This is a genomic window from Halotia branconii CENA392 (assembly GCF_029953635.1).
Classification (GTDB): domain Bacteria; phylum Cyanobacteriota; class Cyanobacteriia; order Cyanobacteriales; family Nostocaceae; genus Halotia; species Halotia branconii.
The window spans coordinates 2,987,398-3,001,550 of record NZ_CP124543.1 but is presented as its reverse complement, the minus strand read 5'-3'; the positions used below and the strand labels follow the sequence as shown (position 1 = coordinate 3,001,550).

General features: G+C 41.3%; 12 protein-coding genes. 3 read left to right on the top strand and 9 right to left on the bottom strand.

Annotated features, from left to right (window positions below):
- The first annotated feature begins 176 nt into the window (after window positions 1–176).
- On the top strand, window positions 177–2,348 hold the full coding sequence (locus QI031_RS13120; RefSeq protein WP_281485571.1) for a GumC family protein: 2,172 nt from the start codon (window positions 177–179) through the stop codon (window positions 2,346–2,348).
- A 3-nt stretch (window positions 2,349–2,351) separates the two neighbouring features.
- On the opposite strand, the gene QI031_RS13115 is transcribed toward QI031_RS13120, so the two are convergent.
- The 5 genes from QI031_RS13115 to QI031_RS13095 form a co-directional block, all read right to left on the bottom strand.
- The gene (locus QI031_RS13115) at window positions 2,352–3,029 is read right to left on the bottom strand and encodes a rhomboid family intramembrane serine protease (RefSeq protein ID WP_281485570.1); all 678 of its coding nucleotides are present in this window, start codon (window positions 3,027–3,029) and stop codon (window positions 2,352–2,354) included.
- 96 nt (window positions 3,030–3,125) lie between these two features.
- Window positions 3,126–3,842: a rhomboid family intramembrane serine protease gene (locus QI031_RS13110; protein ID WP_281485569.1), complete on the bottom strand. Its 717-nt coding sequence runs from the start codon at window positions 3,840–3,842 to the stop codon at window positions 3,126–3,128.
- Window positions 3,843–3,993: 151 nt separating this feature from the next.
- Window positions 3,994–6,681, bottom strand: coding sequence for a peptidase domain-containing ABC transporter (locus tag QI031_RS13105; RefSeq protein WP_281485568.1), 2,688 nt, complete (start codon window positions 6,679–6,681; stop codon window positions 3,994–3,996).
- Window positions 6,630–7,388 carry a peptidylprolyl isomerase gene (locus tag QI031_RS13100; protein WP_281485567.1) on the bottom strand — a complete coding sequence of 253 codons (759 nt, stop codon included), beginning with the start codon at window positions 7,386–7,388 and terminating at the stop codon, window positions 6,630–6,632. The genes QI031_RS13105 and QI031_RS13100 overlap by 52 nt, the downstream gene beginning before the upstream one ends.
- A 373-nt stretch (window positions 7,389–7,761) precedes the next feature.
- Window positions 7,762–8,559, bottom strand: coding sequence for a TIGR00297 family protein (locus QI031_RS13095; protein WP_281485566.1), 798 nt, complete (start codon window positions 8,557–8,559; stop codon window positions 7,762–7,764).
- A gap of 417 nt (window positions 8,560–8,976) precedes the next feature.
- Here QI031_RS13095 and QI031_RS13090 point away from each other — a divergent pair, with 417 nt between their 5' ends.
- A complete protein-coding gene (locus QI031_RS13090) occupies window positions 8,977–9,408 on the top strand; it encodes a VOC family protein (protein WP_281485565.1) in 432 nt (143 codons plus the stop codon).
- On the opposite strand, the gene QI031_RS13085 is transcribed toward QI031_RS13090, so the two are convergent.
- Window positions 9,338–10,006, bottom strand: coding sequence for an esterase/lipase family protein (locus QI031_RS13085; RefSeq protein WP_281485564.1), 669 nt, complete (start codon window positions 10,004–10,006; stop codon window positions 9,338–9,340). The genes QI031_RS13090 and QI031_RS13085 overlap by 71 nt on opposite strands.
- A gap of 566 nt (window positions 10,007–10,572) precedes the next feature.
- Here QI031_RS13085 and QI031_RS13080 point away from each other — a divergent pair.
- Window positions 10,573–11,124 carry a hypothetical protein gene (locus tag QI031_RS13080; RefSeq protein WP_343217859.1) on the top strand — a complete coding sequence of 184 codons (552 nt, stop codon included), beginning with the start codon at window positions 10,573–10,575 and terminating at the stop codon, window positions 11,122–11,124.
- Between the two features lie 124 nt (window positions 11,125–11,248).
- Here the strand turns inward: QI031_RS13080 and QI031_RS13075 are convergent, their stop codons facing one another.
- From QI031_RS13075 to QI031_RS13065, 3 genes are read right to left on the bottom strand one after another with little or no spacing between them, the layout of a single operon-like run.
- On the bottom strand, window positions 11,249–12,346 hold the full coding sequence (locus tag QI031_RS13075; protein ID WP_281485562.1) for a tetratricopeptide repeat protein: 1,098 nt from the start codon (window positions 12,344–12,346) through the stop codon (window positions 11,249–11,251).
- Between the two features lie 38 nt (window positions 12,347–12,384).
- On the bottom strand, window positions 12,385–13,092 hold the full coding sequence (locus tag QI031_RS13070) for a 16S rRNA (uracil(1498)-N(3))-methyltransferase (protein WP_281485561.1): 708 nt from the start codon (window positions 13,090–13,092) through the stop codon (window positions 12,385–12,387).
- A gap of 6 nt (window positions 13,093–13,098) precedes the next feature.
- Entirely contained in the window at window positions 13,099–14,145 is a 1,047-nt protein-coding gene (locus QI031_RS13065; RefSeq protein WP_281485560.1) for a TIGR00341 family protein, read from the bottom strand.
- Between the last annotated feature and the right edge of the window lie 8 nt (window positions 14,146–14,153).

Genomic DNA, 14,153 nt, shown 5'->3' with positions numbered 1-14,153 from the left:
CCGCCAAGAACGCCAAGAACGCCAAGGAAGAAAAGGATAATCATTAAGTGCAAGTTTATAGAGAGTTGGTATCACTTGTAGCCTGTTTCTATAAATGTTGTCAGATAATTGAGGATATAAGCTAATTATAAAATCTTGTCCCCTATCTCCTGTCCCCTGCTATACATGCTTCTGCCATGACCCCACCAATTGTTAAACGCTATTTTATTGCTTTTGAAAAGTACAAATGGATTGGATTAGCCAGTTTTGCTTTAGTTGTAGCAGGGTCAACGGTCGTTGCCATACAGCCCGCACCACCAACTACTTATGTAGCAGACGGCGCACTCACTTACAATCGTCCACCAGTATCGTTTTCTGCTACTGGGAGTGAAATTCAGCAACAAGGTCAAGAACTCAGCCAAGAAGTTTTGCTATCAGACCAAATTATTGAATCGGTGGCGGCAAAAGTTAATGTTCAACCAAAAACGATTGGCACAAGTGTCGCTCTCAATTTGCCAGAAAAAAATAGGGCTGGAGAATTAACATCTACAATCATTAATCTTAAATATAAAGATACTGATCCCAAGCGCGCCCAAGAAGTTTTGCAAGAATTAATGCAAGCAATGGTTAATCTGAGTGGTGAGATTAATACAAGGCGATTAACAGCAATTATTCAAAAAATCAATGAACGTGTACCACAGGCTAAGTCAGAACTACAAGCAGCGGAGAAGAAGTTAGAACAGTACGATCGCATCCAACGACCAGCAATATTAGCAGCTGAAAATGGTACTTTATTAGCAGCAGTTACTAGTAGCCAAAATCAACAACGGCAAATTCAATTAACTATTTCTGGGATTGATGCCCAAATTCGCAGTTTACAAGACAAGCTAGGCTTAAATGTCGGCCAAGCTTATGTTTCCTCTGCTTTGAGTGCTGATCCAATTTTGGCTGGCTTGCGATCGCAAATCTACCAAACTGAATCGCAAATCGCTTTGCTGCGTAAAGACTTGCGGCCTGAACACCCAAACATGATTCAGTTGCAGCGTCAAAAACAAGCAATTGAAGAATTACTGCAACAACGCGCTGCGGAAGTTGTAGGAGGCGGGGGTACAGCGGCTCCTTTAGCTAATAATGTCACAGGTATCCGCGCCCAAAGCAGTCTCGACCCAGCTAGGCAGCAGTTAGCCAACCAGATGGTAGCGTTACAAACTCAACGAGAAACGCTACAACAACAATTCGCTGAACAAATTCGAGAAGAGGCAAAATTACGGCAAGAATATTCTCAGATACCTAATAAGCAATTAGAGCGATCGCGTTTAGAGCAGGAGGTGGGACTGAAAAAAGCCGTTTATGACCAAATGCAGACGAAGCTAACTGATGCTCAGACCGCAGAAGCAGAAACCGTTAGTAGTCTCAGTATTGCTAGGCTTCCTGTTGTCATTGCCGATGTGAAAAAACAGAATAATCCCATTGTCACTTTGGGCGTTGGTAGTTTCTTGGGCTTGTTAGTTGGCGGTGGTGTCATCTTCTTATTGGGGGCTTTAGAAAATACCTTCAAAACCCACGAAGATATCCGCAACAGTTTCAAGCAACGGGAAGTGGCTTTGTTGGGAGAAGTGCCTTTAATGCCAGTTGAGGATGTAGATCCAGCAGCAATGCCAATATTACTGTCTCACGATTCTCCCTATTTAGAGTTTTACGAAAAGTTACGCAGCAATTTACGCCGAATTGGTGGTAAAGATTTGAAAGTACTGCTGATTACCAGTACCATTAGCCAAGAAGGTAAGACTGTAAGTGCTTATAACTTGGGTATAGCTACCGCCCGTGCTGGCAAAAGAACCTTAATTATTGAAACAGATTTGCGATCGCCCTCTCGTGCTACATCTTTGAAGGTTACTCCTGACCCTGATGCTAGTGTTGAACCTCTACGCTACTATGCCAGGTTAAGTGAATGTATCCGCTTAGTTCCTGATGTAGAAAATTTATACATAATTCCCAGTCCTGGGCCGGTGCGTCAATCTGCTGCCATCCTTGAATCAAGTGAAATGCGGCGACTGATAGAGGATGCCCGCGAACGTTATGACTTTGTGATTTTGGATACTACCCCTCTGAGCGTATCCAATGATCCTTTATTAATCCAGCCCTATAGTGATGGCATAGTTCTTGTAGCACGACCCAACTACACACAAGAAAATATGTTAGGTGAAGCTATTGATCAATTGGTTGAAGCTGAACTGGGGCTGTTGGGTGGAATTACTAATGGTGCTGATATTGCCGTTTTTGTGCCTTCTTCAGACGAAACCTCATTAGTTTCTTCATCTCATTTAGAAGATTCAGAAGAAGTTTCGGCTGGTGCTGGCAAAAACTAACAGTTAGTCATAATCACTTCTAAACAACCCAAACAATGGACCAAGAATCATCCCGAAAACAAAGCCGCCAATGTGCGCCCAGTAAGCGACTCCACCTGTTTCCACACTCATATTAGCGGCTGCTTGTAGGCTAGCAAAACCAGATATCAAATTTTGGATAAAGAAAATTCCGATCATTACCAGTGCAGGAACCCTGAAGGTAGTCACGAAAAAGCCTAAGAAAATTAAAGTCGTAATTCTAGCATGAGGAAAGCGAATAATATACGCGCCCAAAACCCCAGCAATTGCCCCACTTGCTCCTAAAGAAGGAATTGTAGAGTTCATCGCAATAAACCATTGACACAGAGCGGCTAAAGCACCACACGACAAATAAAAGATCAAATATTTAAGATGACCCAAGCGGTCTTCAATATTATTGCCAAATACCCAGAGAAAAACCATATTCGAGATCAAGTGCCACCAACCGCCATGTAAAAATTGCGACGTGAATAAAGTCGTCCATTCATCGGCAAAATTAGCAGTTAACTGTTGTGGTATGACTGCATAAAGCTGTAAAAATGACTCTAACTGTTTATTTGACAGACTAACTTCATGGAGAAAAACTAAAATATTCATACCAATCACCCCATAAGTAAAGTACGGGGTGATTCGCGTCGGATTTTGGTCGTAAAGGGGAAACACAAGTGTTTTTCCTAATGATTCACTAACTGCAATATACCTTGTGCGGCTAGTAGCAATCAGTTTGGATAGGAAAAAAGAAAGGATTAAGGAGGTTATTTATAACCAAGATTCTTCTTCAGGTTTATCGCTAAACAAACCTAACAACGGGCCAAGAATTGCTCCAAATAAAAAACCACCTGAATGAGCCCAGTAGGCAATACCACCATTTTCCATGCCAATGTTTGTAGGTGCTTCTAAACTGACAAGTCCGTAGAAAGCTTGTTGAATAAACCAAAATCCTAAAAAGAAATAGGCTGGAACACGAAAAGTGGGAAAGAAAAACCCCAAAGGTACTACACCGAGAATCTCGGCTTTAGGAAAGCGAAGAATGTATGCTCCCATAACACCTGCGATCGCACCACTTGCTCCCAAAGAAGGGATGTTAGAATCTTGGGCAAAGAACCACTGAGTCAAGGATGCCAAAATACCGCAAGATAAATAGAACAATAAATATTTAGCACGACCTAACTTTTCTTCAACATTATTGCCGAAAATCCATAAGAACAACATATTGCCAGCTAAGTGTAAGAAGCCGCCGTGCAAGAATTGGGCAGTAATTAAAGTTGCCCACTCTGGTACTGGTTGATTCACAGAAACTCCCCCAAAGCTTAAAGTAAGTTCTTTGGGAACTACAGCGGCAAGATGTAAAAACCCGTTTAATGCTTGAGGGGGAAGACTCGCTTCATAAAGAAAGGCGAGGACATTAGCAGCAATCAGTCCATAAGTTACATAAGGCGTGATTTTGGTGGGATTATTATCTCTAATGGGAACCACAGGCGTTTTTCCTAATTTGAAGGCACTAGCCTTTACAATACTGAATTTTGCAAGTAGTTTCTTCTACCTCGTGGATGGATATTACCAAGAAGGAGTAAGCGGTTATATCCCACCATTTCACTCAGCAAAGTTGGCTTGATAGACTACTACATCAAATATTTGCTTGCTGCCGTTGATATAGTGACCAGTACAAACCCTTTTGTTGCAACAACTGTGAATGAGTACCGCGTTCGGCGATGATGCCTTGCTCTAAAACCAAAATCAAATCAGCACGTTTGAGGGGAGCAAAGCGGTGAGCAATTAGGAACACAGTACGTCCGGCGGAAATTTTGTGTAGGTTTTGTAGTACTTGTTGTTCTGTTTCACTATCTAAAGCACTGGTAGCTTCATCCAAAACTAAAATTGGCGCTTGGGAAAGAAATAATCGTGCTAGAGCAATGCGTTGTCTTTGTCCACCAGATAAAGCTGTTCCTCGTTCACCAACGTTAGTTTCATAACCGTAAGGTAATTGACTGATGAAGTCATGGGCTACAGCTAGTCTGGCAGCTTCTACTACTTGCTCTGCACTAATGTCGGGATTACCAAGAGTGATATTTTCTAAGATGGAACCGTTGAATAAAAAGTCTTCTTGGAGAACTACACTGATTTGTTGTCGCAGTGAAGCTAAATCGGCACTTTTAATATCAAATCCATCAATGAGAATGCGTCCTGATTCAATTTGATAGAGACGTTGCAAAAGCTTAGAAAGGGTACTTTTACCAGAACCACTACGTCCGACAATACCCACAAACTGCCCTGGTTCTGCATTGAAAGAAATACCTTTGAGGACAGGTTCAACGTTTGGTTGATAGCGAAAAAAGACTTGCTCAAAGCTAACTTGACCTTTGAGAGGAGGTAAAACTAGACCTGTTCCGGGTTCAGCTTCGGGAGCAACGTTAAGAATGTCTCCAATGCGGTCTACAGAAAGTAGGACTTGTTGGAGATTTTGCCACAACTGTACTAACCGTAAAAGAGGGCCTGTAACTCTTCCAGACAACATTTGAAACGCTACCAACTGACCAATAGTTAGCTTTTGATCGATCACCAACTTAGCCCCAAACCACAGAATCAGCAAAGAAGAAAAATTGGTGAGAAAGTCACCAATGTTGCTGCTAATGTTAGAAGTAGTTGAGGCTTTGAAACCAGTGCGGATAAAACGAGCAAATAAGCCTTCCCAGCGATCGCGTGCTACTGGTTCTGCTGCATGAGCTTTAACTGAGTGGATTCCTGTGACTGTCTCTACTAAAAACGATTGACTATCAGCATTGCGGTTAAAAGTTTCGTTCAGCCAGTTACGCAGGATGGGTGTAGCAACTATCGTCAAAGTGGCAAACAACGGCAGCACTGCCAAAGCGACAAATGTCAACGGGATATTATAGTAAAACATCAATGCCAGATACACCACGGCAAAGATGCTATCTAAAATTACAGTTAATGCAGTACCTGTAAGAAACTGACGAATTTGTTCTAGTTCTTGAACTCTAGCTACTGTGTCACCAACACGCCGCGACTCAAAATAAGCTAAAGGCAGACGCATGAGGTGGCGAAATAATTGTGCTGATAAACTTAAATCTAAGCGACGCGCTGTATGGGTGAAAATAAATAATCGCAGAATGCCAAGTGTAGCCTCAAATAAGGCTACCAATAATAAAGCGATCGCCATGACATCGAGAGTTGGTAAACTCTCCTGCACCATTACTTTGTCAATGACGACTTGCGTAATTAGTGGTGTCGTTAACCCCAAAAGCTGCAAGGTAAAAGATGCTAATAACACTTCACTCAGCAATCCCCGGAATTTCCAAACTGCTGGGGTAAACCAACTAAGATTAAACTTTTCTTGCTGAGATATTAGTTCTACTTGCCAAAGTTGTCCATCCCAAGCAGTCTCAACTACCGACTGAGGCAGACTTTCGCAAGTATGATCGGGATTTAGAGGATTAGCAATAATTAAATTAGCGCCTTGAACTCCATAGGCTACCACCCAAGAAGGAGTCGAGAGTGAGTCTGATTTCCACTGTAATAAGGCTGGAAATGATAATTGCCGTAAATCACTCCAATTCACTTGCAATCGCTGCAATACTAACCCTAACTTTTCGGCTGCTTCTACAAGATTTTTCGGGCGTTGTCCTTTCAGTTGACGTTGCACCCACTCCAATTTCACAGCATTTTCGAGCTGTTGCGCCACCATTGTTAAACAAGCAGCACCTGTATTCCAGCCCGGTACAAAAGGATAATGTGATGTTACAGGAGAAGCAGCAACAAAACTAGCGGGGGACAAAGGTAAAATCTCTTCCTTAATCTCCTTATCTGCTGGTTTTTTGATTTCTTGATCTTTTTCTGACCCCAGCCAGAACTCCTCAATTTCGGGTGTAGAAAATTCTGCCCATAAGGCTGTATCCCACCACACTACTACAACTTCTTTACTAGCAGCGACAGCTTTGTACTCTACAGCCAGCTTTTGTAAATCACCAAACCAATCACCCGCTTGTAAGGCTGCCAAAGGTTTACCAACATCTTGTTCTGCAAATTTTTGAACTTCTCTTCGCAAGCGGACTTTTCCAGTCACAATGAAGAACTGATAACCACCTGCTGCGGTTGACCAAATTTTTTCACCAAGCCGATACTGACGGGTTTGCAACTGAGTTTGCAATCGAGTTTGTTGTGCAGGAGTCAGCCAGCATAGAGGTGGTTGGTTCCAAGGTATAGAAGCTAGCACATCTAATTGTAGAGATTCATTATCCAGAGGTTTTAGCTCACTTGTAGTTTGACCGTCAATTTTTGGATTTTCTCTGCTAGCCATTTTTCAAATAATTCATTTTGTAATGCTTGCTTGAGTTGAGTATCTTCTAAAGATGCTGGCAGAAATTGTTCTACTCGAAACAAACCATAACTTCCTTCCAGTTCAATTGGCCCTACCAATTGTCCTGGATTTGCTATATCAACAGCAGCCCTCAATTTATCTGGCATTGTTCCCCGGCTAATTGGCCCCATCATGCCGTTCACCATCCGGTCATCTGACAGCGAATACTCTTTGGCTAATTGTTCAAAACTACCTCCTTCTTCAATTTGAGTTTGTAGTTCTTCACTGAGTTCTTGATTATTAACAACAATTCGAGAGAGTATTACGCGATCTAGAAAAATCTTACGTTCAATGAAATATTCTGGAAGTTTTGTTTCTGTCAGCAGATTTTTCAATTTTTCTAATTTAAAACCAAAAGTAACTGATGAATGAAAAGTCGCGTAATCTGTGCCATTATTCTTTAACCATTCTTGAAAAGTTTGGGGGTCTGTCAGTTGATTTTTGAGGCGGAAATCAATAATTGTCTGTTCTGTTAAAGCGGGACTGATTTCCATATCGTCTCGTATTTGGATTTCTTGCTCAATAACGTGCTGACGAAGAATATCACCAATAAATTGAGCTAACTTTCCAGAGGCTTGCAGATATTTTACTGCTTTGTCAATAGAAAGTGGTTGGTCATCAACGGTCAAAAATGATAAAGATTCCATGAATTAAGCCAATAAAAACAGCTAAAATTTTATAAACTATAAAATATACTGATTAAATTTTCAGTTACGAAGAATTGTTAACATAAAAGAATTTAGTATTGTCATTGACATTTTTTAGGTAAGGGTCAATCGCTAAGTTTATCTCTTGCATAGTAGTATGGCAACTAAGCTGTTAAACCTTTAATTTGCACATTGAGGCAAGCAGGGGGGCAGCACTTCGGCTACGCTCAGTGAACGGGTGCAGGGGGCAGGGGAGAAGGATTAATGGGTTTTTCCCCAAAATCAAAAATATGCAAGTTAAATTTGGAACAGCTTACACCATAAATATGTAGCTAGAAGTACTTTTAAATTTCCAGAGAAATCAACAGAATAATTAAGCAAAAATGCTTGTCCATATCCAAGCAAATAGCATAGCTGCGATCGCCCCAATTAATGTATTCAAAATATTCACGACTTCATTGGTCAGCCAAGTATATTTAGACTGCAATGTTGCCCCAATAACACTTTCTAAATTGGTAGCAATAAACGCTGCTAATACACACCAGCCTATTCCTAATAAGTTAATCAAACCGACACCCCAACCAATTAAGGCGATCGCAACTGAGGCTACCACACCCGCTAAAGTTCCCTCTAAGCTAACCGCCCCTTCCGTACCACGAGGTACTGGTTGTAGTGTGGTAATCAAAAAGGTACTTTTACCATAAGCTTTACCCACTTCACTGGCACAAGTGTCAGAAAGTTTGGTACTAAAACTAGCTACATAGCCTAGTAGTAACAGTGATTGAAGACTAGATACTAAAAATTGAGGACTAGAAGCTAGAAATCCAAAATTGATCACTCCTATTCCTAAAGCACACAACGCCCCAGTCAAAGCCGAACCCCAAACATTTTCTGGGCCTCTGGCTCCGGAACGCTTTTCAGCTATTCCTTCTATTTCCTTTTGTGCCATACCAATGCGTGTCACCCCAGAACCAACCAGAAAATAGAACACAACTACTACATACCCCTGCCAACCCAAAGTTCCCCAAATCAATACACCCAGTAACCAAGCATGGAATAATCCTGCTGGAGTCAGCAACTTTTTAGGAGCAATCCAAACTAAACCCAATAAAATTGCGTTTAATCCTGCTCCCGCTAACCAAGGATTCGCAGAGTCAATTAAAGATAACATCAGCAATGAATCACGAATAGTTTTGCCAGAATATCAACAGAATAACCAATTTTGGAAATTGGGCATAGGGCAGAAGAGGCAGCACTTCAACTACCGCGCAGCGCTGCACTGAGCCTGTCGAAGTGTCGAAACTCAGTGACCTGGGCAGGGGGCAGAGTGCAAGGGGGATGAAGAAAAATTACTTCTTTCTCCCTGCTGTGTTTCCTATTCTCCTGTCAGTCTTAAGATTTCATGCAAACATCGTCACCAGGATATAAGCTAAGATTATCTAAAACTGTGTTCAAGTTGACCACAATCAAAGTTTAAAGAATAAATTGTATATATAGGACAACAATATGCCCGACTTCTTTGAGAAGTCAGGCATTTAAGCCTCGTCTTCTGTTATGGCATCAACTACACGTTTGTTATACATTAGCTATGAGCCAAGTTTTATTTCATCTGGCTTTTCCTGTCACTGATATAGCTCAGACAAAAGCATATTATATTGATGGATTGGGCTGCGTTCCTGGTCGTGAAAACCCCCAAGCTTTAATTCTCAACCTTTACGGTCATCAATTGGTAGCTCACATCACTAGAGAACCCTTGATACCCCAACGCACTATTTATCCTAGACACTTTGGGCTAATTTTTACCCAAGAAAGTGACTGGGAAGATTTATTAAACAAAGCGCAACAAAAACAATTACTTTTTCGTGAACAACCCAAAAATCGCTTTGTTGGCTCTCCTCTAGAGCATCGCACTTTCTTTTTAGAAGATCCTTTTTATAACTTGATAGAACTCAAATATTACCGCCACCCAGAGTCGATTTTTGGGAGTTATGAATATACCCAAATTGGCGATAGGGCTTAATTGGCTGTAGTAAGGTTTCTGCTACTACTGCCAAACATCTAGAGTCTGTTAACATCCAAGAGTGTAGAGCTACTGGTAAAATTACTTCTTCTCCTACGGGCAACTGTGAACTATTTGTAGGAACAATCATCAAATCATAAGGTGTCCAAATAGATGTAAAGTTCAAACGCTTTAACATCACAACATCAGAGTTCAAATCCTTAAGAAAAGCACTGTTAGGACGCATTTGCAAGCAACCAAGACGTTGGGAAGCATAAGCAACTACAGTACCATGATGAGGTGAAGAGATAGTAATAAACCGCTGCACACGGTTAATTCCTCCCAGTCGCTGAACATAATAGCGGCTGACAATTCCTCCCATGCTAAAGCCGATCAAATCGAGGGATTGTTCTGGAGTAAAAGTAGTGGCAATATAATCTGCTATTTGCTTTGCCAACACATCAAGACCTGCATCACCATTTTTGGGCGATAGATCTAGGGTATATACAGACCACCCTAGTTGTCTCAAATAAATTGCCATCTGATCGAAAACTGCGCCTGTATCATCAATGCCATGTACTAATACAACAGGATTATGTTGCTGATTTTCAGTGTTCATCTCCTAAATTCGCCTACGTTAAGTCTGTAGAAAATTTAACTGAGTACCATAACCATCTGTATAGAGGCTGTGACACTCCTGTTACTGGTTTATTAACAGAGGCAGGGAGAAGAGGACAAGGGGCAGGGAGCAGGGAGCAGGGGAGAAGAGGAAAAAATGTTAACCATAAATGGATAAATGCGAAGTAGTTTCAAACTCCCCCTTGCACCCTACACCCTGCTTGTTCTTCCCAATGCCCCATGCCCCATGCCCATTCCTATATTAAATTTTATTAAGCATACTTTCAGAATCTTGCCCTTAGTTACAGTAAAATTTCATAATTAATTTTCAGTGTCTATAGGTTGCAGATGCTTACAAAGTTGATAACATTTGCCCTGTAGTGTTACTACAATGTTGATTAAGTACAAACCTATAAATCTGGCCACCAGAATAGCGTGGCGTAAAAAAATGTAACATTCTGCTGTAGTTTTTAACATTACGGCCAAGTTTACAGATATTAAGAGACAGGAGCAATTCTAATGTTCGATTCTATCAAAAAGTTAATCACCAATTTAATCACCAAGATTGTGGGTTTTGTTACAGGGCTGTTACCTGGGAAGAAAAAAGGCAAAAGTAACGGTTACTATCTGGAATTAGATGAAGCCAAAGAAGTTGCTAAAGATACTGCTAAAGAGGTTGCATCAAACGCACAGAAATTTGCAGATACAGTTGCAGCGAATGCACAAAAAGCAGCAGATACAGTTACATCGACTGCAAAAAAAGCAGTTGAAACTGTTACGTCAGATGCACCAGAGTCATCTGCGCCAGCGTCATTGAACGGAACAAAAACAGCTGCAACTAAAGCCAAGTCTAAGACAAAGACTAAGGCAAAAACAGCTAAAAAAGAGGCTAAGTCAGCCGATGTTGAAATGGTTCAGACTGCTGAAGGTCTTAAAGTTCAACCTGGCAAAAAAGAGAAAGCCGCAGCGGCTAAAGTAGTAAAAGAGCAGCCAAAAGAAACAACTTTTGCGCCTAAATATCTTGCTCCTTCGGCTACTAATTCTAATGGTCGTCGTCGTCCAGGGGCAAATATGAGTGCTTATTTAGATATGGCACGTCAGGTTAAAACACCTAGCTAATATCAAGCTTGGGTATATGAAGATAATTAATCGCGTTTGTATCAGTGGTTAATTAAATTTGCTAGAAGGGTGAGCTTTGCTTGACCCTTCTTTTTTATATGAATTAAATACACTATTCTAGACCCTAGCCACTAGCCCCTAGCCCCTTTTCACCACCATTCTTAACTAATACTAATCCACTATACAAATGAAAAGCTGAGTCCCAATTGGTCGGTTCTTTACGAAATAAGTGAATGTGAGATGGGATTTTATCCAGCAAATCTGTTTGATCCAAAACAGTCTCTCCAAAAGGCCGGAAGTCTGACCAAACTTTAACTTGTTTGAGATGCTCTTCTAGCCAATTTAGCAAGCTATTCCAATTGATTCTAATTGTATTTTGGCTGGCTTGAGGATTAATTTCTACACCTTGGTCGAACTCGTAACCTTGATCACCAAGTCGCAAAATACAACGTCTACTAGGTAAGTGTAAATCACAAAACTGAGCATAGTCTTGTGTTTGGGTTTTACGTTCTAGTTTCCGGCGAACGTCAACATCTACGACTTCCTCAAAAATTGGTAACAGTCCTGTAACTCGCGCTGTCACTTCTGACCATTCAAAAGTTAGAGAACCAAGTTGATTTGCTTCATTGCGACAAACAACAGTAGTTTTAAGGCCAGATTCGGAAAAATATAGGACTTGAAAAACTTGAATTTGCCTAATAGCAGTTACGGTAGTCCAAAAACAAGGAATTTCAACTTTTTGTAGCTGTGTACCATAAAATTTCAGTTCTCCTACTTGTCCAGTGCGGTATAGTTTCCAGCCACGACTAGGTAATACTAACCTAGCTGTATAAGGATCTAATTGCATAATCTGGGCAAATTTTGGTGCTGCTGTGGTTTTGAGTTCGCTACTGAGAGGTTCTAAAACTAGTAAACCAAATTCGGTGTTGCTAGGTTCAGCTGTGGCTTTGGCTATGGCTCTTTGTCTTTCTTCCTGATCAATTTCTTGCAGCCGTTGCAAACCTTGACGAGCTTGGGTGACTATCTTAACATTGTTCGTACTCCGCAGCAATTGGCGATAAATTTGTTCAGCATCTTGATGCTTTTGGGAAACTTCATGCAGCCTTGCCAAATAAAATTGCACCCAAGGATTGTCTGGTGATTCTTTTAGCAGCTGTTTGAGTAAATTAGCAGCTGTGTAATAGTCTTTACGCTCAAAGGCGGTGGCAACTTGCTCAATCATCGCTTACCTTCAAAGCAAAGTAGTTAGATATACATCATTTATACTTCAGTTGCTGCGGAAATTAGGGATAATGCTACTACTGGTGCTGTGACTGCTCGCAGGATACGACGACCAAGAGAAACAGGTTGAAATCCTGCTGCGATCGCAGTCTCAATTTCTGTTTTTGTCCATCCTCCCTCTGGGCCGGTAGCAATAATAATTTCGCTGGTGTCAGATTTAATCACGTTATTTAAATGGAGATAATCACCACGCGCTTCACAGATATAACTATGAGTTGCTACATTATTAGTCAAAGCAGAATTAAAAGTAACAGGTTCTAAAATTGTTGGCACAAAAGCGCGTTCTGATTGTTCTGCGGCTTCTGCTGCGATGCGTCGCCACCTTTCCAGTTTTTGGGGACTGGGACGAAGTAAAGTGCGATCGCTTAATACAGGCGCAATACAAGCTACTCCTAATTCTGTACAACACCGCACCACTTCATCAAATCCATTACCTTTTGGTAATGCCACCATGAGCGTAATTGATACAGGTAATTCTGTTTTTACCAAAATTGGTTCTAAAACCTGCGCTTGCTCTGTTTCTAGCTGTGCTAACCACCATTTACCCTTGCCATCCATAGCAATAAAGCGATCACCTACACGCAAGCGTAAAACGCGTACCAAGTAATGTTGTTGCTCGTTGGTGAGTATAATTTGCTCTTGTTGGAGTTGAGAAGGTGCGATCGCAATTCGTTGTAGTTGAGCCATCCTAACTTACTTATCTGGAGCCGGTGCTGTAAATTCCCGAATTGGAATTACCCGCACATTTAAAGTTAGCGGTTTTTTTAAGCTTTGTTGTAAAAAATCCCGTACCATTTTGACTTGATTTTCGGAAATTGAACCGACAGGAGCCGCTACTTCTAGGTCAACGATCAAGAAATTCTCTTGGCGCTGTACTTGAATATTGCGAATATCTGTACCAGAAAATGTCAAAGTTCTCCGGTATAGCGAATACTCAATACTGCGACGTGTTCGTTCTTTCAGGAGTAAATTATCTAGAGATAAACCTAACGGCAAGCCAAGAATAAATATAGCTCCAATTGATAAAATTAGACCTTGACGCGCTCTTTGTAAAGAACCGTAGCGCTGTAAGAGAAATACTAGTGCGCCGCTAAAAATAATGCCGATCAAGTTTGCTAAAAACAATAAGGATGCGCCAATAGCAACTGATTTTGAACCCATTGCTACGCCAATACCTATAACACTCAAAGGTGGTACTAAAGCTACGGCGATCGCTACTCCTGGCAAAGCATCAGCAACGTGACGGCGCGATTTAGCAAATGCCCCAGCTGCACCTGCTGCCAACGCTACAGCCAAATCTAGCAAAGTGGGGCTGACTCGTCCCCAAATTTCTGGGCCAAAGGTTCTGATACCCACAATTTTGGCAATTACCATTGACGTGACAATAGTTAATGCAATCCCCGATAAAAGTGTAATGCCAGAGCGCTTTAACAAACGCTGATTTCCTACTGCTATGCTATAGGCGATCGCAATAATTGGCCCCATCAAAGGAGCAACTATCATTGCACCAATAATTGTCGCCGCACTGCTAGCCAGAAGTCCTACAGTAGAGATAATTCCAGATAAAAATAACAGTATGTAGAAAGTCCAAGAGGGAACGGCTCCTCGCCACAAGCTGCGGTTAAGTCCAGCCACTGGCATGGGATTTTCTGCTAACCAATGCCACTCGCCGCTGTTACCTTCTCGTATTTGGATAATTTGTTCTTTTCCCCAACTACGAACTTTTTTTAGTAGCCACATTTAATTAC